This is a genomic window from Nonlabens sp. Asnod2-A12, assembly GCF_045063745.1.
GTDB classification, from domain to species: Bacteria; Bacteroidota; Bacteroidia; order Flavobacteriales; family Flavobacteriaceae; genus Nonlabens; species Nonlabens xylanidelens.
Genome location: NZ_JBEFOB010000003.1, coordinates 1,818,857 through 1,843,775 on the forward strand (window position 1 = coordinate 1,818,857; position 24,919 = coordinate 1,843,775).

Genomic DNA, 24,919 nt, shown 5'->3' on the forward strand with positions numbered 1-24,919 from the left:
GGCTTTTTTTTCATTTTATTAGGATTACAACTCTACGCTATCTCGTTGTTCTTCTTTTAATTCTTGACCAGAAATATCGGTAACGCTTTCTATCTGTGGAGCATGTTTTTTAACAGTAAGCTCTACACCAGACTTAAGAGTCATTTGATTTACATGACACCCTACACAAGTACCCAATAAGCGTACTTTAACAAACTTATCATCTTCTATAGAAACTAGTTCTATATCGCCATTATCCCTTTGTAAAAAAGGCCTTATCTCCTCTAACCCAGCTTCGACCGCTGTTTTTAATTCTGATCCAGTCATAATTATTTATTTGTGGCGCTACAACCTGCCATGGTAGTAATTTCAATCGCCTTTGTAGGCGGTAAAGCATCATTTCTACGCACCGTTTCAGACACTACTTTTTTAGTAATCTCGATAAATGCATTTTCTATATCTGTGCCTTCTTGCATTGCTGCTGGACGACCTACATCTCCTGCCTCTCTAATAGATTGTATTAAAGGTAATTCTCCCAAAAATGGAATTTTCAAATCCTCAGCTAGGTTTCTCGCACCGTCTTTACCAAAAATATGATATTTATTTTCTGGCATATCTGGCGGTGTGAAATAAGCCATGTTTTCAACAATACCTAGAACAGGTACATTGATACTTTCTTGTTGAAACATTGCGACACCTTTACGAGCATCGGCCAGTGCGACAGTTTGAGGTGTAGAAACTACAACAGAACCTGTTAATGGTAATGATTGCATGATACTTAAATGTATATCTCCTGTACCAGGCGGTAGATCTACTACTAAAAAGTCTAAATCTCCCCATGCTGCATCAAAAATCATTTGATTTAAAGCTTTTGCAGCCATAGGTCCACGCCACACTACAGCCTGATCTGGCTGTGTAAAAAAGCCTATAGAAAGAATTTTAACACCATAACTCTCTACTGGTTTCATTTTTGATTTACCGTCTACCGTTACCGATAGTGGCTTTTCATGAACGATATCGAACATTATAGTCGCACTAGGACCATAAATATCTGCATCTAGAAGACCTACTTTAAAGCCCATTTTTGCAAGAGTCACAGCTAGATTTGCCGTTACAGTAGATTTACCTACTCCACCTTTTCCAGATGCTACAGCAATTATATTATCTATTCCAGGAATCGCTTTACCTTTAATTTCAGGTTTTTTATCTGTCGTTTCTGGAGCTTCTACTTTAAGGTTTACTTTGATTTGTGCTTTTTCATAAACTTCTTTATGGATAGCCTGTAAGATAGAAACTTCTGTTTTTTTCTTAGCTTGTAAACTGTGGTTGTTGATAGTAACATCTACCACAACCTCATCACCAAAAACAAGTACATTTTTAATTGCACCACTTTCTACCATATTTTGTCCTTCACCAGGAACCGATATGGTTTCTAGTGCTTTGAGAACATCTTTCTTTTCTATTTTCATTTTGACGTTTAGAGTGTTACAAAGATAACGATCATAGCCGTTAGTTAAAACCCATTCTAAATAAAAGGGATAGATAAAAATTATTCCGCTTTCGCGAAAGCGTATCACATATCAAAATACACACATTTGATTGCACAAAAACCTTTAACACAAACACTTAAAACAACAGTTTTGTGAACACTATTCATAAATAGCAGTATTCAAAACGTATCAAATTTCATATTTACCAACGCAACATAAGTATGGTTGTAAAAACAAAATAGAAATGAAAGCTTTTAAAATCTAGAATTAATCCAGCTAGAAATTAAATTTAGTGTCCTAGGGTCTATCGTCTCTTCTAACTGTCCATACTCACCTGCACTACCTGTTTGCGCATTTTGAAACAGATGATTAAGTCCAGCTATTTTCTTGATGGTCACGTCTTTATTTTTAGAAAGTGCCGTTTCAAAACCTGGTAAATTGATTTCTGGAATCACCTGATAATCTAAAGATCCATTAATAGCTAAAACCGGGCATTTTACTTTACTCAAATTAGTAGCCGGATTATAACTTAAAAAAAACCGCATCCAGTCATCAGAAAACTGTTTGCTGAGAGCTGATATAACTTCATCGGTATATTTTGCTTTTGAAACATCAGGAGCCTCAGCAACCTGCTTCTTCATTACAATTATAAGCTCATTTTCTAATACTTGAGAAGATAACTTTTTAGAGTCTATTATTTTTAAGAACATAGCATCCATCAGTTTTTTTTCAAATTCCAACTGACTTCCTACCACTCCTTGAAACCTGAGACTTTTTTCTATTTGAGGCAGTAAAACATGATAACCATCTACGCCAGGTCCAGCTAGAGACACAAAGAATGATACATTTCTTCTATTATCTGCGATCACCATAGGCGCAATTAAACCGCCTTCACTATGTCCTATAAGTCCGATTTTTTTAGAATCAACATCTTTACGAGATTTGAGATAAGCAATAGCCGCTTCTACATCTGTAGCAAAATCTTCACTGGTTGCTCCTTTTTGAGTTCCTTGAGATTGGGCGACTCCACGGTCATCATATCTAAGAACAGCAATACCCTTTCTAGTCAAATGATCTGCGAGAACTAAAAACGGTTTATGATCAAAAAGCTCTTCGTTACGATCTTGAGGCCCAGAACCTGAAATAAGAATCGCCACTGCTGGATTGTTAACATTGTTAGGTAAGGTTAATGTACCTGCCAGTTTAATATCATTTGCTTTGGGATTAGTAAACACCACATCTTCTATATGGTAAGGAAACGGTGCTTTAGGTTCTTGTGGTCTATTAGGTTTTACTTCTACATATTCTTTTTTCTCTAGAATCATTTTTCCTGAGCCAGCACCTTGAGTAAAAGTCCCTATGATTTTACTATCTATTAATTCTCCTTGATATTTTATTTTATAAACATCTAGCAGCATAGTGATTTGATTACCGTCTACCATGATACTATTCATAGGAATATAAGTTTTAGATTGAGTGGGGCTTTGCATCTTTGCCGCGTACTCACCATTAATATTTGAAATTTCAAAAACCAACGGCATTCCTTGAATTGCTCCTGTCCAAGAACCATTAAATTCCTGTGCAAAGGTGATTAATGAGAATAATAGGCTTACTACCCATAAAGTAAAATGAACAACAGTTTTCATAAATCTAAGTTTTTAATCTATATTAAAACTAGAGTATGAAGATAGTTATTTGTTACATAAAATGTAAGAAGATTAAATAAACGGTATGATATTGAATAAACTAACTGACAGAATTTTTATGCCTTTTGAATCTGCGCTTTTAATTCATGTAAGGGCTGTACCCCTGCAGCTTTCCATACTTGCTTACCATTTTTAAAAATCATGAATGCCGGCACGCCTCTTATAGCAAACTTTGTCGCAAGTGCTTTGTTTTTATCTACATCTATTTTAAGAACACGTACTTGATCACCTAGATCTTCTTTCAATTTATCTAAAACTGGCATCATGGTCTGACATGGACCACACCAGGTTGCAAAAAAATCTATTAACACTGGTGTATCACTATTAGTAAGTTCTTTAAAGCTAGACATAAAATTTTTATTTTAGATTATAAATAAACCTCGATGCATTGTGCATCTTTAGAATCTAGAGTAATTAAATCAATTCCTGCAGGTAATAAAATACACTCTCCTTGTACCAAAGAATAATTCTCTTCTTGACATACTAAGGTAGCACTTCCTTTTACACACATATAAATGGTAAAAGAATTAATATCAGAAAGATCTCTTTCTAGAACACCTTTTATTTTTAAAAAATTAGTTTTAAAGTAAGGCGAATTAATCAGCTTATTAGGTTGATTTTTTTTACGACTGTAATCGGTATGATATTGGGTTTGCAAGTTAAAATCTATCGCATCTAGCGCTAGGTCTGTATGTAGTTCTCTAGTTTGCCCAGTTCTCACATCCTTACGGTCATAATCATAAATACGATAAGTCACGTCAGAGGACTGTTGAATCTCGGCAAGCATCACTCCTGCTCCTATGGCATGTATTCTACCAGTAGGAATGTAAAAAGCATCTCCTGCTTTTACCTTAAACTCATTGAGTACCTCTGTAAGTGTATTGTTTTCTAAATGTTTTTGATAAGAATCTCTATCCACCTCTTCTTTAAAACCTACTGTTATAGTAGCATCTTTATAAGAAGGCATGATGTACCACATTTCATTTTTACCAAATGAACCGTGTCGTTCTCTGGCTATGTCATTATTAGGATGTACTTGTATAGAAAGTGGTTTTTTTGCATCTATAAATTTAATAAGTAATGGAAATTCTCCATTAAATTTATCATACACAGACTTCCCTAAAAACGCATCTTTAAATCGTTCAATTAAATTATTGATGGTTGCCCCAGCATAAACACCGTTTGCAACAACAGTTTCACTATCTGGAACAGCACTTATCTCCCAAGATTCACCTATGGACTCTTGATCATACTCTTTATTAAGGCTAGTCTTCAGCTGGTCACCACCCCAAATACGGTAGTGAAAAACAGGTTTAAATTTTAAGGGATAAAATTCCATTTAGTACTTTAGGGTTACTGTGCGCAATTTAACCAAACCGAATAAATATTCCTTTGTTTTACAGCATAGTTTAGCCTTATTACTAAGAATATGTGGCAAATATTCAGAATACTTATGATTATTGATGATAATTATTCTGCTTTTGCAAAAGTTAGTTCAACATAAACTTCTATTAAAATATATTTAACCCATTAAGCATAATCCCTATCTTTACTGTGCTATGGAAATACCACCTTTAGAGGTTCAGATTAAAACCCTACCCTTATCACCTGGAGTTTACTTGTACTTTGATAAAAAGGACAAGCTACTTTATGTAGGAAAAGCTAAAAAACTTAAAAAAAGAGTCTCCTCCTATTTTAATAAAACGCATGACAGCTATCGCATAAAAACGATGGTTAAAAACATTTACCGCATTGAGCATATCGTGGTAGAGACAGAAACTGATGCTTTATTGTTAGAGAACAGCTTAATTAAAAGTCGCAACCCACGGTATAACATCATGTTGCGAGATGATAAAACTTATCCCTGGCTAGTCATTAAAAAAGAACGTTTCCCACGAGTGTTTTTAACTCGTAATATGATCAAAGACGGTAGTGAGTATTATGGACCATACACTAGCGTAAGAACAGTAAGAACACTACTAGAGCTGGTTAAGACTTTATACCCCATACGCACCTGTAATTACGATTTACAACAGGATAAAATAAATGAAGGTAAATTTAAACTATGCCTAGAATACCACATAGGTAACTGTAAAGGTCCATGTGCTGGACTACAGCATGAAGTACAATACAACAGAAGTATAGAAGCTATAAGAGGTATAGTAAAAGGTGACTTTAAAGAAGCTGTACGTTACTTTACAGATCTAATGCAAGAGCATGCAGCAAATATGGAATTTGAAGAAGCACAGCAACTCAAAGAAAAACTAGAAATACTAACTAGATACCAGGCAAAATCTACCGTGGTTAATCCTAATATCTCTAATGTAGATATTTTCACCATAGTTAGTGATGAAGCTGCCGGCTATGTAAATTACTTGCAAATTAATCATGGTGCGATTACACGTTCTCACACTATGGAACTTAAAAAACAACTAGACGAAGATGATAAGCATTTACTAGAACTAGCCATAGTAGAGCTGCGCCACAGGTTTGACTCTCAATCTACCGAGATCTACACACAATTTGACGTAGATGTAGGTGAGAAAGTAAAAATCACTATCCCTAAGTTAGGAGATAAAAAACGTGTCGTTGATTTATCAGAGCGCAATGCAAAGTTTTTTAGGCAAGAACAGTTTAAGACTATTAAAATAGTTGACCCAGACAGACATGTTAATAGATTAATGGCACAAATGAAAGCCGATTTAAGACTGGGTGAAGAGCCTAGACACATGGAATGTTTTGACAATTCTAATATTCAAGGGACTAACCCTGTTGCTGCTTGTGTGGTTTTTAAGAATGGAAAACCTAGTAAAAAAGATTATAGAAACTTCAATATAAAAACGGTAGAAGGACCAGACGACTTTGCTAGTATGGAAGAGGTCGTTTATCGACGTTATAGAAGATTACTAGAAGAAGACCAGCCGTTACCACAACTAGTCATAGTAGACGGTGGAAAAGGGCAATTATCTAGCGGTGTTACCGCACTAGAACGATTGGGTTTAAGAGGTAAAATACCCATAATAGGTATAGCAAAAAGACTAGAAGAGCTATTTTATCCTAATGATCCTGTACCTTTATATCTAGATAAACGTTCTGAAACCTTAAAGGTTATTCAACAAATGCGTAATGAGGCGCACCGTTTTGGTATCACCCATCACAGAAATAAACGTAGCAAACAGGCTATAGAAACTGAGCTAGATGAAATCGTTGGGATAGGAGAAAAAACAGTTGTTGAATTATTAAAACACTTTAGAAGCGTAAAACGCGTTAAGAATGCTACAAAGAAAGAACTTACAGAAATAGTAGGCGTTTCTAAAGCACAAAAGATAATAGACTTTTATAAAGATGAAGAAGAATAGGCTTTTATTATTTTTTATTGTTCTCGCTTTCGCGAAAGCGGACTTCACACTAGCACAGGAAAAAGAAAACAATTCTCGACCTAAGATAGGACTTGTTTTATCTGGTGGTGGAGCAAAAGGCCTAGCGCATATAGGAACACTTAAAATAATAGACTCTCTAGGAATAAAAATAGACCACATAGCAGGTACGAGCATGGGTGCCATAGTTGGATCTTTATACGCATCTGGTTATACAGGCAAACAATTAGATTCTATTTTTAAAACTATAGATTTTGATAAAATCATATCTGACGACATACCTCGCAAATCAAAAACATTTTACGAGCGTAGAAATACAGAACGATATGCAGTAACCTTGCCGTTTAAAGATTTTAAAGTACAATTACCTTCTTCATTAAGTAAAGGACAAAATATATACGATCTTCTATCCAGGCTGCTTGCCCATGTAAAAGATGTTGAGGACTTTAATCAATTACCTATTCCTTTTTTATGCATCGCTACAGAAATCACCACAGGAGAAGAGATCGTTCTAGACAGTGGCTATTTACCCAAAGCAGTAAATGCAAGTGGTGCGCTACCATCACTCTTTGCTCCTGTTGAAATAGATGGCAGACTACTTATAGATGGTGGTGTAATAGACAACTATCCTATAGAAAAATTAAAGGCAAAAGGTGTCGATATAATTATAGGTGTAGACGTACAAGATGATTTAAAATCGAGAGAAGAACTAAGTGGTGCCCTAGATATATTATCACAGATCAACAATTTCCGCACGATTAATGCGATGAAATATAAAGCTCCTAAAACCGACGTTTATATCGCTCCAGATATTAATGATTTTACCGTTGTGTCTTTTGACTTAGGAAAAGAAATTATAAAAAAGGGTGAGCAAGCTGGTAGAGCTAAAATAGATCAGCTCAAAGAATTTGCGATAGATAACTATAAAAAACCTGATTTAAAAAACATAATAGGTGACAGCCTATATCTTAACGAGATCAATGTAAAAGGGAATCAAAATTACACCAGAGCATTTGTAGTAGGTAGATTTAAAGTAAATACACCAGGTAAAGTAGCCTACACTGATTTAAATACTGGAATTCAAAACCTACAAGCGACAGATAATTTTGCCAAAATCAATTATGAAATCATCAATGATGATAACGGAGCTGTTCTAGAAATAGACTTAGTTGAGAATGAAGTACGTAATTATTTAAGATTGGGATTACATTATGATGAATTAACGCGCAGTGCTGCTTTACTTAATCTTTCTAGAAAAAAGGTGCTTTTTGATAACGACATCGTATCAGTAGATTTTATAGTCGGCGATAATTTAAGATATAACTTTGACTATTATATTGATAAAGGTCGTTACTGGTCGATAGGCTTGCACAGTGAATACATGAGATTTCAAAAAGATGCTAATGCTGCATTTATTGAAGACGCAGCTAACTTTGGTCCATTAGGAGTTAATAGTCTTGAGGTAAAATATAGAGACTGGACACAGCAAGTTTTCTTACAAACTAGGCTTAACAGATCTGCAAATTTAATGGTGGGTACTGAGATTAAAACGCTTAATATTTTTACAGAAACTTTAATTACCACAGACCCTAATGATGATGACGTTACTGATTTTACAGACGGTACACGAGGCAGTCTTTATGGAAAAGTACTGGTAGATTCTTATGATAATGCACAATTCCCATCTACTGGCTGGAAAATAGATGGTGATTTCCACCTTTACCTTTTTAACTCTGAATACAAAGAACGCTTTAAAGAATTTTCTGTCGCCCAGCTACAGATAGGTCATGCCCGCAATTTTGGTAAATTCACATTACGTGGTAATGCACACATAGGTATAACCATAGGCGATACTAATGACTCTTCTATGGACTTTTTTCTAGGTGGTTATGGATCGCGTAGGATTAATAATCTAATTTCATTTTATGGATATGATTTTTTAAGTATTAGTGGTGGCACCATGATGAAATTGCTAGTAGAGGCAGATTATGAAGTCTTCAAAAAGAATCACATCATATTCAGCGCAAACATTGCAAACGCACAAGATGATTTATTTGAACAAAACAACTGGTTTAGCGAGGCTAGATACACTGGATATGCCATAGGATATGGATTAGAATCTTTTTTAGGACCTCTAGAAATAAAATATAGTTTCTCTCCACAACAAGATGACGGACAAGTCTTTGTTAACCTAGGATTCAAGTTTTAAATACACTGAAAAGAATTTTTTTCGATTAATTAAATTCACGTCACAAAGCTGACCAACACACACTCAAACTACTAATAATCAGTAAGTAAACTATTTAAAAGTTAAATAATCCGGTTTAGTCATGGAATGGTCTCAGGAATTTACGAAATTTGAGAGATTTAACTTTTAACTATGCCTTTCTACCATAAATTGGGTAAAATACCACCCAAAAGACACACACAATTTAGAAAACCTGATGGTTCTCTATATTCAGAACAGCTTTTTGGAACTATAGGTTTTGATGGTATGTCTACAAATTCTTATCATGAATATAGACCTACCATGGTTAAAGAGATAAGAAATCAATACAGTGTAAAGCCTGAGATTGCATTAGAGAATCATATTAAATCTTACCGTTTAAAAGGGTTTAAAATACAACCAGAAGCAGACTATCTAGAAAGTCGTAAAACTGTTCTTATCAACAGCGATGTGGCAATTATTCTTGCAGCACCTCAAGACGCTACACAAGACTATTTTTATAAAAATAGTGATGCAGACGAGTTGCTTTTTGTCCATCGTGGTACTGGAACCCTAAGAACTCATTTAGGAAATTTAGAGTTTAAATATGGTGATTACCTTTTGATACCACGAGGTGTTATTCATAAAATTGATTTTGACACGACAGATAACAGGCTATTTATAGTAGAAAGTAGGCGTCCTATTTATACTCCTAAAAGATATAGAAACTGGTTCGGACAACTGTTAGAGCATTCTCCTTTTTGTGAGCGTGACTTACGACGTCCAGAGACACTAGAAACCCATGATGAGAAAGGTGAGTTTTTAATCAAAGTAAAAAAACAGGACGATATTTTTGATATGGTGTATGCTTCACATCCATTTGATGTAGTAGGATATGATGGTTACAATTATCCATATGCATTTTCTATTCATGATTTTGAACCTATAACTGGACGCATTCACCAGCCACCACCAGTACACCAAACATTTGAAACAGATGCCTTTGTAGTATGTAGTTTTGTCCCTAGACTTTATGACTACCATCCTAATAGTATTCCGGCACCCTATAATCATAGTAATATAGATAGTGATGAAGTCCTTTATTATGTAGACGGTGATTTTATGAGTCGTAATGACATCGAGGCTGGTCATATTAGCTTACACCCTGCAGGTATTCCGCATGGTCCACACCCTGGAACAGTAGAAAAAAGTATTGGAAAGACTAAAACAGAAGAACTAGCTGTTATGGTAGATACTTTTAAACCATTAATGGTAACTAAAGAAGGACTAGAAATTGCTGATGATAGTTATCACAAAAGCTGGTTAGATTAATTAATATTGTAAAAAAAAATCAAGTTGGAACAGAACAACCCAAATTACTCTAATCAACCACAGCAGTCCAATAACTTTGGACAGCAGCAGCAGCAGCAGCAGCAATTTCAAAATCAGAATCAAAACCAAGGTAATTATCAATTCCCTTATCAAGGAGAGAAACTATCTGGTGACCCCAGCGCAATTACATTAGGTATTATATCGTTAGTACTTTTCTTTATAGGGTGCTGGTGCTATGGACTCGTTGCTATAATTACATTAATCCTGAGTCTAATAGGGCTCATTATAGCAAACAGAAGTTTAAAAGATTATAAATCTAATCCTAGTAATTATAGTCAAAGCTCTTATAAGAGTGTAAATATTGCTAAAATTATAAATATTGTAGGTGTAGCTCTTTCAGGTCTAGTTTGTTTAGTTTTATTAATAGTCGCCTTATTTTTCGGTAGTCTACTGATGGCGGCAGTAAATGGAGAACTAGATAGTCTAGATGATTTAGATCAATATAATAATGAATCCTATTATGATGACGATTATGAAGACTCTACAGAAGATGAGGACTGGCAATATTATGAAGAAGAAGAATTAGATTCTCTTGAACAGAAAAACGATTCTCTTAAAGAGAATAAAGAGATTATTATTGAGGACGTAATAGAAGAAACAGAAGGGTAATGATTGCAAAAAGAATAGATATAACTCCTCATTTGAGGGCAATGTGGTAATAAAGGTTAGCCCAACACCACCGACATCACAATTTATTTATACTTTTTAAACAACTATTATGGCAGCTGAAATCAAAAACCTAAAAGACTTACAAAATACAGAGTATTCACTTAAAAAACTATTCAAAGAAGCAGAAGATTTTCTTCCTCTTCTAGGAACAGATTATGTAGAATTATATGTAGGTAACGCAAAACAAAGCGCACATTTCTACAAAACAGCATTTGGGTTTCAATCTGAAGCATATGCTGGATTAGAAACCGGATTAAAAGATCGTGTTTCTTATGTCTTAAAACAAGGCAAAATAAGACTGGTACTCACCACTCCTCTACAAAAAGATGGGGAGCTTAATGAACACATCAACGTCCATGGAGATGGAGTAAAAGTTGTTGCTCTTTGGGTAGAAGATGCTCGTAAAGCATTTGAAGAAACTACTAAAAGAGGTGCAAAACCATATTTAGAACCTACTGTTGACTCAGACGAGCATGGCGAAATCGTAAAGTCTGGAATCTATACTTATGGAGAAACAGTCCATATGTTTATAGAACGTAAAAATTATAACGGTATATTTTTACCTGGTTTTCAAAAATGGGAATCTCATTATAATCCAGAACCAGTAGGACTTAAGTTTATAGACCACATGGTAGGAAATGTAGGTTGGGACGAGATGAATACTTGGTGTAAATTCTATGGAGAAGTAATGGGATTTGCACAAATTATCTCATTTGCAGATGATGACATCGCTACCGACTACACAGCTCTTATGAGTAAAGTGATGAGCAACGGTAATGGTAGAGTTAAGTTCCCGATTAACGAACCTGCAAAAGGAAAGAAAAAATCACAAATTGAAGAATACCTAGATTTCTATAACGGCCCTGGTGTACAGCACATCGCTGTTGCTACAGACGATATAGTTGCCACAGTAAGCGCAATGAGAGAAAGAGGTGTAGAATTCTTATACGTTCCAGATGAATATTATGACGATTTAACAGAGCGTGTAGGAGAAATAGACGAAGACGTTGAGGTACTAAAAAAACATGGTATTTTAATAGACAGAGACGAAGAAGGCTACCTATTACAACTGTTTACAAAAACAGTAGTTGATAGACCTACCATGTTTATAGAAGTCATACAACGCAAGGGTGCTCAATCCTTTGGTGTAGGAAACTTTAAAGCATTATTTGAAGCGATAGAAAGAGAGCAAGCTTTACGCGGCACTCTGTAATACATTGATAACAATATAGTTATCAGTTTGGAATAGACTTTGCATTTAAAAGATCGTGAGCATTATTCACAATCAACTTTTATAGATATGAAAAAGATTATTTTTTTAATGATAGCTGTATTTGCAACTACTACAGCCTTTACTCCAGGAGTAGAATCTAACGGTATAGAACAGCAGGCTTTTGAAGATGGTGAATGGTTCAAATTTAGAATACACTACGGCGTCTTCAATGCCAGCTATGCCGAGATGAAAATAGACAAAGCCCGACTTAAAGGTAAACCTGTATATCACATTAAAGGTAAAGGAAAATCTACCGGACTATTACATCTCTTCTTTAAGGTAGACGATAAGTATGAAACTTATATCGATCGTGAAACTGTAAAACCATATCGTTTTATCCGTAAAATAGACGAAGGTGGACACACAAAAGATATTCAAATAGACTTTGACCACGAAGCAGGCACTGCTATAGTTAATGATAAAAAGCACAAGGAAAAGACTACCGTAGACATTAAACCTTCTACACAAGATATGATGAGTGCTTTTTACCACCTAAGAAACATGGTAGATATAGAAACTATAAAAGCCGGTGACGAGTTCACACTACCTATGTTTTTTGACAAAGAAAACTTTGACTTTAAACTCAAATATCTAGGTGAAGAGGTTCTTAAAACTAAATTTGGTAATGTGGCTTCTTTAAAATTTAGACCATACGTGCAGTCTGGACGTGTATTTAAAGAAGAAGAAAGCCTTACTGTATGGATATCAAAAGATCAAAACAAAATGCCTTTAAAAATAAAAGCAAAACTAGCTGTAGGCTCTCTTACCGCAGACTTAGAAGCTTTTAAAGGCCTAAAACACTCCTTTCAGGTTATTGCAGATAAATAAAACCTACTTCATTTTAATCAATTAAGGTGAACTCTATGCCTTGTATAATTGATAGTAACCTATAGGTTGATTACTTTTGCTTGTCATTTTAAATGAATTACATGTCTCAAGAAATCAGCCCAGAAATAGCCCAGCGCATTAAATTATTAGAAGATAAATTTAAACACTCTGGCCAGAACATGCTCTCCTACTTGGACGGCTTACTTTATGACAGGTACACAACCTATTGGGATTACATACGACTAGACACTTTACTTAGCCTACAAGTGCCGTCTACAGATTTTCCTGATGAGATGATTTTTATAGGCTATCATCAAATTACCGAACTTTACTTTAAGCTCATCATACATGAGCAAACGCAAATTATAGAAAGCGAGCAATTAACCGGTAAATTTTTTGAAGAAAAAATACTACGCATCAATAGATACTTTACCGTTTTAATCAATTCTTTTGAAGTAATGATTAAAGGTATGGAGCGCGAGCAATTCTTACAATTTAGAATGTCCTTACTTCCTGCGAGTGGTTTTCAAAGTGCTCAATATAGAATGTTAGAATTTTACAGTAGTGATTTAATAAATCTAGTTCATCCTTCTGTTAGGTCCCGCTTTCGCGAAAGCGAGAACAACAACACCATTGAAGATCTATTTGAAAATATCTATTGGAAAAAAGGAGGCATAGACATGAATACAGGAGAAAAAACACTCACACTAAAACAGTTTGAAAAACGTTACACTCCTAGATTTTTGAGAATAGCAAACGAAGTAGAAAACACAAACCTTAATCAACGTTATCTATCCCTACCAGAAGAAGAAAAAACACCAGAACTTAAAACAGCTTTGCGACTTCTAGATCAAAACGCAAATATCAATTGGCTACTTATGCACATGGGTGCCGCACATAGATATTTGAGAAAAGAAGGAAAAGCAGTAAAAGCAACAGGAGGTACCAACTGGAAAGAGTTTTTACCACCTAGTTTCCAGAAAATATCTTACTTCCCTACTTTATGGACGCAAGAAGAACATGAGAACTGGGGTAAGCAATGGGTGGATCACGTATTAAACACAAAGTAATGATGAAAAAATATTTCATCGCTGGTATATTACTAGCACTGAGCTTTACATCATGTAAAGAAGATGTAGAAACTATCGAAGATGTTCAGGAACCTATACCTGTGGTTATTGAACCTAAGATGAAGTATGGTTATGACCTTAATGATTTTGAACTAGTTGCCGACACAGTAGTTAGCGGCGCAACGTTTAATGATTTAATCTCCAACCATATCGTAGAAGGTCAAAGCGCCTATCAAACCGCAAACAGACTTAATGAAGTCTATGACCTACGTAGAATACAAGCTGGAAAACCTTTTAAAATCTTAAAGAGAAAAGACAGCCTGGGAACTCCAGAAGCATTTATTTATGAGCCTACTAAGCTAGATTACGTTGTTGTTCATTTTAACGACACTCTTGCCGCTTATAAAGATAAACACCCTATTTCTTATAAAAGAAAAACAGCGAGTGGAATTATCAACTCGACACTATCTGAGGCTATGGCCGAAGAAGGTCTAGGATTAAGTGCCATCTATGAATTATCTGATATTTATAAATGGTCTATTGATTTCTTTAAGCTTCAAAAAGGAGATCGCTTTAAAATGATCTATCAAGAACGTTACATTAACGATTCTATATATGCAGGAATAGAATCTATAGAAGCAGCCGTTTTTGAGACAGATGAGACACCTTTCTATGCATTTGATTATGTAACAGACTCCATCACAGGAATGAGTGATTATTATGATGATAATGGAAAGACTTTAAGAAGCTTTTTCTTAAAAGCACCTGTTAACTATTCTAGAATATCATCGAGATTTACTAAAAGAAGGTTTCACCCAGTTCAAAAAAGATGGAAAGCACATAAAGGTACTGATTATGCAGCTGCATATGGAACACCTATAGTTGCTACCGCAAATGGTACGGTGACAAAATCTTCTTACACAGGCGGAAATGGTAATTATGTAAAAATAAAACACAACGGCACCTACTCTACTCAATACCTACATATGACTAAACGTAAGGTAAAGGTAGGACAGCGAGTAAAACAAGGACAGGTAATAGGTACCGTAGGTAGTACAGGACTTGCCACTGGACCTCATGTCTGTTATAGATTTTGGGTAAATGGAAAACAAGTAGATCCTTATAAACAGAATTTACCTAGCGCAGACCCACTTCCAGAAGAAACCATGGAAACCTACATGGAATTTATAGCCCCATTAAAGATAGAAATAGACCAACTTCCTTTTAAAGAAATTGATCCAGTACTATAAATAAACCTACACCTTCATTTTATAAGAATAACTTTTAAAAATTGTAAGATCATGAAAAACATCAACCCTACTTCTACCACTGCATGGCAAGAACTTCTAGATCATTATAAAACAGCAAAAAGTTTAAATCTAAAAGAAGCTTTTCAAAACAATAAAAATCGCGCAGAAGAATTAACACTAACGGACGGTGATTTTCATGTAGACCTCTCTAAGAACCTAATCACCAAAGAAACACAAGGTAAATTAGTTGATCTAGCAAATGAATGTAGATTAAGTGACGCAATCGAGTCTTACTTCGGTGGAGAAAAAATAAATGCGACTGAAAATCGTGCGGTATTACATACTGCTTTAAGAACTAACAACACGGATTCACCTGTAGCAGGTAATATAAATGCCGCAATTGCAAGCAAAGAAAAAATGTTTGCCTTTGTAGACGCTGTAAATAACGGTACCATCACCGCTGCAAATGGCCAGAAATTTAACACTGTAGTTAATATAGGGATAGGTGGTAGCGATTTAGGACCTGTCATGATTTATGAAGCTATGCAAGCTTATAAAAATGACCTCACATTACATTTTGTTTCTAACGTAGAAGGTGATCATGTAGAGGAAGTTTTAAAGAAAATAAATCCTGAAACGACGCTTTTTGTTATCGTTTCAAAATCTTTTGGAACTCAAGAAACACTTACTAACTCTACCACCATAAGAAATTGGTTTAAAGAAAAAGTAAATCCAGAAGCCGTTGCACAACACTTTATTGCCGTAAGCAGTAATATACAACGTGCCGTGGATTTTGGTATTCAAGAAGAAAATATATTTCCAATGTTTGACTGGGTAGGTGGACGCTTTTCTCTTTGGAGCACGGTAGGAATGAGCGTTGCTTTAGGCATAGGGTCAAAGAATTTTCAAGGGTTACTCGATGGTGCTCAAGAAATGGACACACATTTTAAGAATAGTTCTTTTGATAAAAATATTCCAGTACAGTTGGCTTTATTGACCATTTGGTATAACAACTTTTATAAAGCACAGAGTGAAGCCGTTATCCCATACACTCAATACTTACATAGATTACCAGCATACTTACAGCAAGCCATTATGGAAAGTAATGGTAAAAGTGTAGACCGCAATGGAGATCGAGTTACTTATGAAACTGGTAATGTAGTTTGGGGAGAACCTGGAACTAATTCACAACATGCCTTTTTTCAATTAATACATCAAGGGACTAAATTAATTCCTGCTCAGTTTATCGCTTTCGCGAAAGCGAAATACAACCAACCGGATCATCACAACAAGCTTATGGCAAATTTCTTTGCACAAACTGAGGCGTTGATGAATGGTAAAACCAAAGAAGAAGCATTAAAAGATCATAAAGACTCAGGGAAAACGGTGTCAGAAATAGAACATCTCGTTCCTTTTCAAGTATTTGAAGGTAATAAACCTACCACCACTATTCTTATAGACGAGCTTACACCACAAAGTTTAGGTAAACTAGTGGCCATGTATGAACATAAAATTTTTACTGAAGGTGTGATATGGAACATCTATAGTTATGATCAATGGGGTGTACAATTAGGTAAGGTACTAGCAGACGCCATTTTAACAGATATAGAAAGTTCTAAATCTGATGGCCATGACAGCAGTACAAACGCACTTTTAAAAAGATTTTATTCCCGTAACAAATAAAAAACTGTTTTTCAGTTAATTAACGTTAACAAGTGTTTCACTTCTTAATGTTAGCTTAATATTGGATTAATGATTTGCGACGTACTTTTGCAAAATCAAACTAAATCTAATTCTGAAATGAACAGAACATTACACTTTTTATTTGCAATCGGGCTTTTCTTAAGTTCTATGGCAGTTGGTGCACAGGTTACTACCTCAAGCATTAATGGTCGTATCATGGAAACTATAGACGCTGCTCAAGAGCCTCTTTTAGGAGCTACCATAGTCGCAGTACATGGTCCTACAGGAACTAATTATGGTACTTCTACTGATATTGAAGGTTATTACCGTATTTCTAACATGCGTGTAGGTGGACCTTACACGATTACTATTTCTTACGTAGGTAAGACAGAAGAAAAACTAGAAAACATTTTTCTTCAATTAGGTGAAGCTGAAAAAATCAGTATTACTTTATCAGACGAATCTAATGCATTAGATGCTATTACTATTAATGCTGTAAGAGATGGGATTTTTGATTCAGGTAAAACTGGAGCAGAAACTAACGTTTCACAACGTGATATCAACACTATGCCTTCTGTAACAAGAGGAATAGGTGATTTCTTAAGAAAAACACCTCAAGCACAAGTTAGTGAAGGTGGTGCAATTTCTATCGCAGGTCAGAACAACCGTTACAACTCTATCTTTGTAGATGGTGCTGTAAATAATGATGTTTTTGGTCTTGCAGGAACAGGAACTAACGGTGGACAGATAGGTGTTAACCCTATCTCTATTGATGCTATCGAGTCTTTCCAAGTAAACATCGCTCCTTTTGATGTACGTCAGTCTGGTTTTACAGGTGGTGCGATTAACGCAATTACTCGTTCTGGTACAAATGACTTTAAAGGTAGTGCATACTTCTACACTCGTAATGAAAAACTTGCTGGTAAAACTCCAGTAGGTATCAGAGAGGATAACCGTGAAAGACTAGACGAATTTACAGCTAACCTATACGGAGCTCGCTTAGGTGGTCCAATCATCAAGAACAAATTATTCTTTTTTGTAAATGCAGAGATACAAAGAGAAGAAGAGCCTAGACCTTTTGATAGCAGTTTATACAGTGGAGACACTTCAATTGCAGGTATCGAACAATTAAGACAAAACTTAATAAACACATTTGGTTATGACCCAGGTAGTTTTGGTAACACTGTTCAAACTTTAAATAGTGAGAAATTCACTGTTAAATTGGACTATAACGTTAATGATAAAAACACATTAACTTTTAAACATAACTATGTAAATGGTGAGTCTACTTCACCTAATGGAAGTAGTGCAAGATCTATCAATTTTGCAAATGGTGGTATCTTTTTCCCATCTACTACTAACTTCTCTACATTAGAATGGAATACTACTAACGGTAGCAACCTTTCTAACAACTTAATAGTAAGTTATACTAAGGTAACAGATGATAGAGATCCTATCGGGAATCCATTTCCTAATGTAAGCATCGGTGATGGTAGTGGTAGTATAAGTTTTGGTTCTGAAGCTTTCTCTACTGGAAACATTTTAGATCAAAAAGTTTTCACAGTAACCAACAACTTTGAAGTTTCTAACGGAGCTCACAACATGACATTTGGTGGTAACTATGAAAATTACGATATGAGAAACGTATTCGTAAGACAGAACTTTGGTCAATACAGATTTGGATCTTTAGATGATTTCAACACTTACTTTGACAACGATGCAACTAATGATGTTGCTGCAGATAACTTTGACTACTCTTATTCACTATTAGATCCTTTAGGAACTGCTGGTGATGATATAGTAAATGCAGCAGCTGCATTTAAATATTCTCAATTAGGAGTATACGCTCAAGATCAGTGGGATTTAACAGATAATTTCAAGTTAACTTACGGTGTACGTTTTGACGTTCCTTTCTTTGAAGATGGAATAACAAATGATGATTTCAACGACAGAACTGTAGCATTACTAGAAGCTGCAGGAAAAGACTTAGGCGGAGCGAGATCTGGTAGAGGTATTAAAAGTCAAATACACGTTGCTCCAAGAGCAGGGTTTAACTGGGATATAAATGGCGACGGTACTACACAATTACGTGGTGGACTAGGAATCTTTACTTCACGTATTCCTTTAGTATGGCCAGGTGGTATCTATAACAACAATGGTCTTTCTGTAGGTAGTGTAGATGAGCGTAACTTTGTAGATGGCGCATTCTTTGTAGCAGATCCTAACAACCAACCTATCGGTGATGGTGCTGCTCCTGGTAGTGGACAATTAGGAGGTCAGATAGATCTTTTTGATCCTAACTTCAAATTACCACAGGTAATGAAGTACAACATCGGTATTGATCAAAAAACAAATATTTGGGGATTAATTGCAAGTGCAGACTTCTTATATAATGACAACATTAACAATGTAACTTACCAAAACTTAAACATAGGTGATGCAGTAGGTACACTTAATGGAGCTGACAACAGACCATATTTTTCTCGTAATGCAATAGACAGAACATATAGCTCTATATATCTAGGATCTAACACTAACGAAGGTTGGTCTTACAATGCTAGTTTCAGCTTAACTAAGCCATATGAAAATGGTTTCACAGGTCAGGTTTCATATACTTATGGACAAGGTAAATCTATCAATGAAGGTACATCTTCTCAAAACAGTTCTCAATGGAGAAACATTGTAACTGTTAACGGTAAGAATAATGCTGGTGTAGGTAATTCTGCTTTTGCATTAGGACACAGAATTTCTGCAAATGCATCTTATGAATTAAAATGGAATGAAAACCTTAAAACAACATTCGGTATATTCTATAACGGACAACAAGGTGGTACTTTAAGTTACATTTATAACGATGGTAATGGTAGCGATTTATTAGGTGATGACTCAAGAGATAACGCTCTTATCTATATCCCTAGAGACCAAAGCGAAATCAACTTAATTGATGATGGTAGTGTAACTGCTGCTGAGCAATGGAGCGCTTTAGATGCTTTTATTGAAAGTAATGACTACTTAAGAGAGAGAAGAGGTGAGTACGCAGGTCGTAATGGAGATCGTGGACCTTGGAATCATATTGTTGATTTCAAATTACTTCAAGATTTCAGTTTAGATTTCGGTGGTAAAAAACACACATTCCAAGCTTCTCTTGATATCTTCAACTTCTTCAACTTCTTGAACAAGGATTGGGGTGAACAAAATACTATCAACCAGAGTTTTGGTAATGTTGGTCTTATTAATACAGAGCAAGGTGGACCAGACCCACAGTTTACTTTTGACCCTAATTTTGCTGAAGAGTTTGAGCGTGTAGATGATGCAGGTACTCGTTCTTCAAGATGGCAAATGCAAGTAGGTCTTAGATATATCTTTAACTAAGAAATACTTTTTACCATATATTACAAGAACCCTACTCAAAACGAGTAGGGTTCTTTGTTTTTGGATTATTTTTGAACCAAATTATTAAATTATGTATAGCATTTTAAAATCTGCTCATTCTGGCTGGGCATATCTACTAATCTTAGTATTGGCCATCGCAACTATTAATGCCATAATCGGTTTTGCAGGTAAGAAAGAATTTGGCAATAAAGACTTCAGTCTAGCTCTAGTAGGACTTATTGTTACACACATTCAACTTTTATTAGGACTTGCTCTATGGGCATTCTCTCCATATTCTAGTATGTTATTTAGCGACACCTCTACTGTAATGAGTACTCCAGAGATAAGATTACTAGCTCTAGAACACCCTTTAATGATGATCATAGCTGTTGCCTTGCTAACGGTAGGATACTCTAAACACAAAAAGAAAATCGTTAGTAATGGTAAATTTAAAGTTCTAGCTATATTTTATACCCTAGCATTTTTAGTAGTTCTTTCTAGACTGCCATGGAAACAATGGATGTAAGATTGTTATAGTCTCGCTTTCGCGAAAGCGCAACTAATAAACAAAAACGCCTCGATCAGTAAATTGATCGAGGCATTTTTATGTTAGAATATATCTGAAGTATTCTACTTTTCTGTAAGCTGATTGGTAACCTCATATAATGAAATAGCGAGGCTGTGTATCACATTCATACTCGAGTTCCTACCGAACATAGGTATCGACACCGTGTAATCTAGTAAATCAACGTTTTCTATTCCATGACGCTCACTACCCAAAAGCAAAACAATTTTATCATGTTGCTTAAAATCGAACTTTTGAATAGCAACACTTTTATCTGTGATCTCGATACCTATAATCGCGTTGCCTTCTTGTTTTAATCTATTGACTACAGTTGTAAAATTCTTATAGGTGTCATGGTCGATTTGACCTGATGTGTTTCTTGCCGTTTTTTTAACCACTCTGTTTGCTATGGTAGGCGAGTCTTCATGAAAATATATTTTCTCTACCCCAAAACTCTCTGATATACGGAAACACATACCTATATTCTCTGGTGTTCTAATCGCGTCACAAACTATGGTTATAGGAAATTGCTTCTGCTGATTTTCTATGTCGTAATGGGTAAGTTGTTTCAAATTATATCTCTAATTGTAAAAATTAATACATTGTATCTTTAATTTCATAAGGCAGGATAACTCTAGCCTCGCGGAAACACAGTGCTGCAAATTCCTATCATTTACGCAGAAACAGAAGTCGGCATGATAGTGTTTAATATGTCATAAACCCTATCTACCGTTTTCACGTTCTCTACAGTTAACAACAATCTCAATCCTGCACGAGTTTGTTTTTCCTTCATTCTAAGAATTTTCGGATTGTTTTGTACCGCTTTTAATACTTTCCCAAATGATTCACTTTGATAAAAACCACTTTGCTGGTCAGATACAAAGTAACCTACAAACTTACCTTGTTTCATCACAATTTTTTCTAGCCCTAATCGAGTAGCAATCCATTTGATCCTAACACTCGTTAATAAATTCTCTGCCTCTTCTGGAAGCTCTCCAAAACGATCTATTAGCTCTTTTTTATAAACCTCTAAACCTTTTTCATCTTCTACGTCATTAAGTTTTGCATAAAGCGCTAGACGCTCTGTAATCGAGTTGATATAATCATCTGGAAACAACAACTCAAAATCAGAATCTATAGTTACTTCTGTAACATGTTTCTTCTCTTTATCGTTAGTCTCATAAAGATCGGCAAATTCATTTTCTTTTAACTCAGTAATAGCTTCACTAAGAATTTTTTGATACGTATCAAATCCTATCTCATTTATAAATCCACTTTGCTCACCACCCAAAATATCACCAGAACCACGTATTTCTAGATCTTTCATAGCGATATTAAAACCACTACCTAGGTCAGAAAACATTTCTAGAGCTTGTATACGTTTTCTAGCATCTTCTGTCATTACATCATATGGTGGTGTGATGAAGTAACAAAACGCCTTTTTATTACTACGTCCTACACGTCCACGCATCTGGTGTAAATCTGACAGACCGAAGTTGTTGGCACTATTGATAAAAATAGTATTTGCATTAGGCACATCTAGACCACTTTCAATAATTGTGGTAGAAACAAGCACATCAAACTCTCCATTGATAAAAGCAAGCATGAGCTCTTCTAGCTTCTTACCGTCCATCTGTCCATGACCGATACCTATTTTTGCCTCAGGAACAGATCGTTGTATCATTCCTGCTACTTCTTTAATATTTTCAATGCGGTTGTGTACAAAAAACACTTGTCCACCACGAGATATTTCATAACTCACCGCATCACGTATAGTCTCCTCACTAAAACGTACTACTTTAGTCTCTACAGGATGCCTGTTAGGTGGCGGCGTCTTTATCACACTTAAATCTCGTGCTGCCATTAAAGAGAACTGTAAAGTTCTAGGTATAGGTGTAGCTGTTAATGTAAGTGTATCTATATTTTCTTTAAGTGTTTTAAGCTTATCCTTAACCGCAACACCAAATTTTTGCTCTTCGTCTATAATTAATAATCCCAGATCTTTAAATTGAATGGATTTACTAACTAGTTGATGCGTCCCTATAACTATATCTATAGATCCATTTTCTAATCCTTCTAGAACACCTTTACGTTCTTTTGCTGTTCTAAAACGGTTGAGATAATCAACCTTAACCGGTAAATCTGCTAGACGTTCTTTAAAAGTTTTTGCATGTTGAAAAGCAAGAATAGTAGTAGGGACAAGAACCGCAACCTGTTTACCGTTAACTGCCGCCTTAAACGCTGCTCTAATAGCAACCTCAGTTTTACCAAAACCTACATCTCCACAAACTAATCGATCCATAGGTCGATCACTTTCCATATCTCTTTTTACGTCCTCTGTCGCGCTACTTTGATCTGGAGTGTCTTCATAAATAAAACTTGCCTCTAGTTCATTTTGTAAATAGCCATCTGGAGCATACTGGAATCCTTTTTGCGCACGGCGTTTTGCATAAAGTTTAATTAAGTCAAATGCTATCTGCTTGACCTTCGTCTTGGTTTTGGCCTTTAATTTTTTCCATGCAGGACTACCTAATTTATATACTTTAGGCGCTTTTCCATCTTTACTGCTGTAACGTGTTATTTTGTGCAACGAGTGAATTGATACATAAAGAATATCACGTTCTCCATAAATCAATTTAATAGCCTCTTGCTTTTTACCGTTGACATCTATTTTCTGCAACCCACCAAATTTACCGATACCATGATCGATATGAGTTACATAATCACCTATGACAAGCGTATTCAATTCTTTTAAAGTAATCGCTTGCTTCTTTGCATAACCATTCTTTAAATTAAACTTGTGGTATCTCTCAAATATTTGATGGTCTGTGTAGCAAACTGCTTTTAAATCATGACTTATAAAACCTCGATATAAAGACATAACGACCGTTTCATACTGCACCTGGGCATTCATATCTTCAAAAATGTCATGAAAACGTTTTGCTTGCTGCTCGCTACTACAGAATAAATAATTCTTATAGCCTTTTTCTTCATTCTCCTTTAAATTTTCAATAAGTAAATCAAATTGCTTATTAAAAGATGGTTGTGGAGATGTTTTATAAACTAGTACACCTTGGGCTGTGGTAAATTCAAAATGATTAAAAGACTTCAATTGTTCTTTAATCAACTTGCTATCACTAAATATTTCTCGAGGTGTTAACTGTCGTATTTCACCTTGCAATTCATTGTATGCTTGTTCCGCTTTCGCGAAAAGCGAATCAACACGACCATATAATAAATCCATATTCATCGAGAATATAGCCGTGTTATTAGAAATATATTCTAAAAAACTCTCTCGAGTTTCTTCTGACTGTTTATTCTCCACATTAGGAATGATGGAGATTTTTTTAGTTTGATCCTTTGATAATTGTGTCTCTACATCAAAGACTCTTATGGAATCGATCTCATTTCCAAAAAACTCAATACGATAAGGCTCATCATTTGAGAATGAAAAAACATCAAGAATACCACCTCGCAGCGAGAATTCTCCAGGCTCGGTAACAAAATCTACACGTTTAAATTTATATTCAAAAAGGACCTCGTTTGCAAATTCGATGGAAATCTGGTCTCCTACCGTAATTTTGAGCGTGTTTTTTTCTAACTCTTTACGAGTAACTACTTTTTCAAAAAGAGCATCTGGATAGGTAACTATCATTGCTGGCTTTTTGCGCGAGTTAATGCGATTGAGCACCTCGGCACGTAATAACACGTTTGCGTTATCTGTTTCTTCTATTTGATAAGGACGTCTATAACTACCTGGATAGAATAGGACTTTATCCTCTCCTATCATCTTTTCTAGATCGTTTAAATAGAAAGCAGCTTCTTCCTTATCGTTACAAATAAGTAAAAAAGGCTTATCTGCATCTTGAAAAGCTGTTTTTAAAACGATGGACAGTGAACTTCCATTAAGACCACTTATAGTAGTTGAACCTTGAGATTGGGCAACGATTTCCTTTAAGCTTTGCGTTTGGGCAGCTTTTGAAAATTGATTAAGAATAGTAGTAAAACTCATAATATAATCACAAAGATACGTCCTGAATAAAGCATATCAAGAATATT

The 24,919-nt window shown here is 35.3% G+C and carries 18 protein-coding genes; 11 read left to right on the forward strand and 7 right to left on the reverse strand.

The window, feature by feature from the left end:
* Positions 1-24: 24 nt before the first annotated feature.
* The 5 genes from ACJJVJ_RS08385 to ACJJVJ_RS08405 all read right to left on the reverse strand — a co-directional run bounded on the left by ACJJVJ_RS08385 (position 25) and on the right by ACJJVJ_RS08405 (position 4,514).
* Positions 25-306, reverse strand: a complete 282-nt coding sequence (locus ACJJVJ_RS08385; protein ID WP_104514534.1) for a NifU family protein — start codon at positions 304-306, stop codon at positions 25-27.
* A 2-nt stretch (positions 307-308) separates the two neighbouring features.
* Entirely contained in the window at positions 309-1,448 is a 1,140-nt protein-coding gene (locus ACJJVJ_RS08390; RefSeq protein ID WP_104514533.1) for an Mrp/NBP35 family ATP-binding protein, read from the reverse strand.
* A 275-nt stretch (positions 1,449-1,723) separates the two neighbouring features.
* Entirely contained in the window at positions 1,724-3,115 is a 1,392-nt protein-coding gene (locus tag ACJJVJ_RS08395; RefSeq protein ID WP_405369862.1) for an alpha/beta fold hydrolase, read from the reverse strand.
* A 116-nt stretch (positions 3,116-3,231) separates the two neighbouring features.
* Positions 3,232-3,525 (reverse strand): thioredoxin, encoded by a 294-nt coding sequence (gene trxA / locus ACJJVJ_RS08400; RefSeq protein ID WP_104514531.1) that lies wholly within the window; start codon positions 3,523-3,525, stop codon positions 3,232-3,234.
* A gap of 17 nt (positions 3,526-3,542) precedes the next feature.
* On the reverse strand, positions 3,543-4,514 hold the full coding sequence (locus ACJJVJ_RS08405) for a type I phosphomannose isomerase catalytic subunit (protein WP_405369863.1): 972 nt from the start codon (positions 4,512-4,514) through the stop codon (positions 3,543-3,545).
* 220 nt (positions 4,515-4,734) lie between these two features.
* Here ACJJVJ_RS08405 and uvrC point away from each other — a divergent pair, with 220 nt between their 5' ends.
* From uvrC to ACJJVJ_RS08460, 11 genes are all read left to right on the forward strand, one after another.
* A complete protein-coding gene (uvrC, locus tag ACJJVJ_RS08410) occupies positions 4,735-6,534 on the forward strand; it encodes an excinuclease ABC subunit UvrC (protein ID WP_405369864.1) in 1,800 nt (599 codons plus the stop codon).
* Positions 6,521-8,761: a patatin-like phospholipase family protein gene (locus tag ACJJVJ_RS08415; RefSeq protein WP_405369865.1), complete on the forward strand. Its 2,241-nt coding sequence runs from the start codon at positions 6,521-6,523 to the stop codon at positions 8,759-8,761. The genes uvrC and ACJJVJ_RS08415 overlap by 14 nt, the downstream gene beginning before the upstream one ends.
* A gap of 171 nt (positions 8,762-8,932) precedes the next feature.
* On the forward strand, positions 8,933-10,090 hold the full coding sequence (locus tag ACJJVJ_RS08420) for a homogentisate 1,2-dioxygenase (protein WP_405369866.1): 1,158 nt from the start codon (positions 8,933-8,935) through the stop codon (positions 10,088-10,090).
* A gap of 24 nt (positions 10,091-10,114) precedes the next feature.
* Complete coding sequence (locus ACJJVJ_RS08425; RefSeq protein ID WP_405369867.1) at positions 10,115-10,759, forward strand: CCC motif membrane protein; 645 nt, start codon at positions 10,115-10,117, stop codon at positions 10,757-10,759.
* Between the two features lie 109 nt (positions 10,760-10,868).
* A complete protein-coding gene (gene hppD / locus ACJJVJ_RS08430; RefSeq protein ID WP_405369868.1) occupies positions 10,869-12,032 on the forward strand; it encodes a 4-hydroxyphenylpyruvate dioxygenase in 1,164 nt (387 codons plus the stop codon).
* An 87-nt stretch (positions 12,033-12,119) separates the two neighbouring features.
* Positions 12,120-12,920, forward strand: coding sequence for a DUF3108 domain-containing protein (locus ACJJVJ_RS08435; RefSeq protein WP_405369869.1), 801 nt, complete (start codon positions 12,120-12,122; stop codon positions 12,918-12,920).
* 101 nt (positions 12,921-13,021) lie between these two features.
* On the forward strand, positions 13,022-13,990 hold the full coding sequence (locus ACJJVJ_RS08440; RefSeq protein ID WP_104514525.1) for a tryptophan 2,3-dioxygenase family protein: 969 nt from the start codon (positions 13,022-13,024) through the stop codon (positions 13,988-13,990).
* Between the two features lie 2 nt (positions 13,991-13,992).
* Positions 13,993-15,240, forward strand: coding sequence for a M23 family metallopeptidase (locus ACJJVJ_RS08445; RefSeq protein ID WP_170034501.1), 1,248 nt, complete (start codon positions 13,993-13,995; stop codon positions 15,238-15,240).
* Positions 15,241-15,291: 51 nt separating this feature from the next.
* Positions 15,292-16,923, forward strand: a complete 1,632-nt coding sequence (pgi, locus tag ACJJVJ_RS08450) for a glucose-6-phosphate isomerase (protein ID WP_405369870.1) — start codon at positions 15,292-15,294, stop codon at positions 16,921-16,923.
* 117 nt (positions 16,924-17,040) lie between these two features.
* Positions 17,041-20,295 carry a carboxypeptidase regulatory-like domain-containing protein gene (locus ACJJVJ_RS08455; protein ID WP_405369871.1) on the forward strand — a complete coding sequence of 1,085 codons (3,255 nt, stop codon included), beginning with the start codon at positions 17,041-17,043 and terminating at the stop codon, positions 20,293-20,295.
* 91 nt (positions 20,296-20,386) lie between these two features.
* Positions 20,387-20,821, forward strand: coding sequence for a hypothetical protein (locus ACJJVJ_RS08460; RefSeq protein ID WP_104514522.1), 435 nt, complete (start codon positions 20,387-20,389; stop codon positions 20,819-20,821).
* Positions 20,822-20,925: 104 nt separating this feature from the next.
* Here the strand turns inward: ACJJVJ_RS08460 and ACJJVJ_RS08465 are convergent, their stop codons facing one another.
* Together ACJJVJ_RS08465 and mfd are read right to left on the reverse strand one after the other, a co-directional pair.
* Complete coding sequence (locus ACJJVJ_RS08465; RefSeq protein ID WP_405369872.1) at positions 20,926-21,432, reverse strand: TrmH family RNA methyltransferase; 507 nt, start codon at positions 21,430-21,432, stop codon at positions 20,926-20,928.
* 101 nt (positions 21,433-21,533) lie between these two features.
* Positions 21,534-24,872 carry a transcription-repair coupling factor gene (gene mfd, locus ACJJVJ_RS08470; RefSeq protein ID WP_405369873.1) on the reverse strand — a complete coding sequence of 1,113 codons (3,339 nt, stop codon included), beginning with the start codon at positions 24,870-24,872 and terminating at the stop codon, positions 21,534-21,536.
* Between the last annotated feature and the right edge of the window lie 47 nt (positions 24,873-24,919).